Origin of the sequence: Pseudomonas sp. SIMBA_041 (assembly GCF_046535095.1) — a bacterium.
Classification (GTDB): Bacteria; Pseudomonadota; Gammaproteobacteria; order Pseudomonadales; family Pseudomonadaceae; genus Aquipseudomonas; species Aquipseudomonas mucoides.
Genome location: NZ_JAWRXJ010000717.1, coordinates 1 through 248, shown reverse-complemented (window position 1 = coordinate 248; position 248 = coordinate 1). Strand labels below are relative to the sequence as shown.

The 248-nt window shown below is 63.7% G+C and carries 1 pseudogene; it reads left to right on the top strand.

Annotated elements, in window-relative coordinates:
* Positions 1 to 248, top strand: a pseudogene (locus SB725_RS32975) (acetyl-CoA C-acetyltransferase); the annotation flags it as partial.

The following is a 248-nucleotide window of genomic DNA, read 5'->3' as shown; positions in this document are numbered from 1 at the left end:
GAAGCTGAAAAGCGCGGTTTGAAACCCCTGGCCGTCATTCATGGCCATGCCGCGTTCGCCGATGCTCCGGCGCTGTTCCCCACCGCGCCGATCGGCGCCATCGACAAACTGATGAAGCGCACCGGCTGGAACCTGGCCGAGGTGGACCTGTTCGAGATCAACGAAGCCTTTGCCGTCGTCACCCTCGCGGCCATGAAGCACCTCGACCTGCCGCATGACAAGGTCAACATCCACGGCGGTGCCTGCGC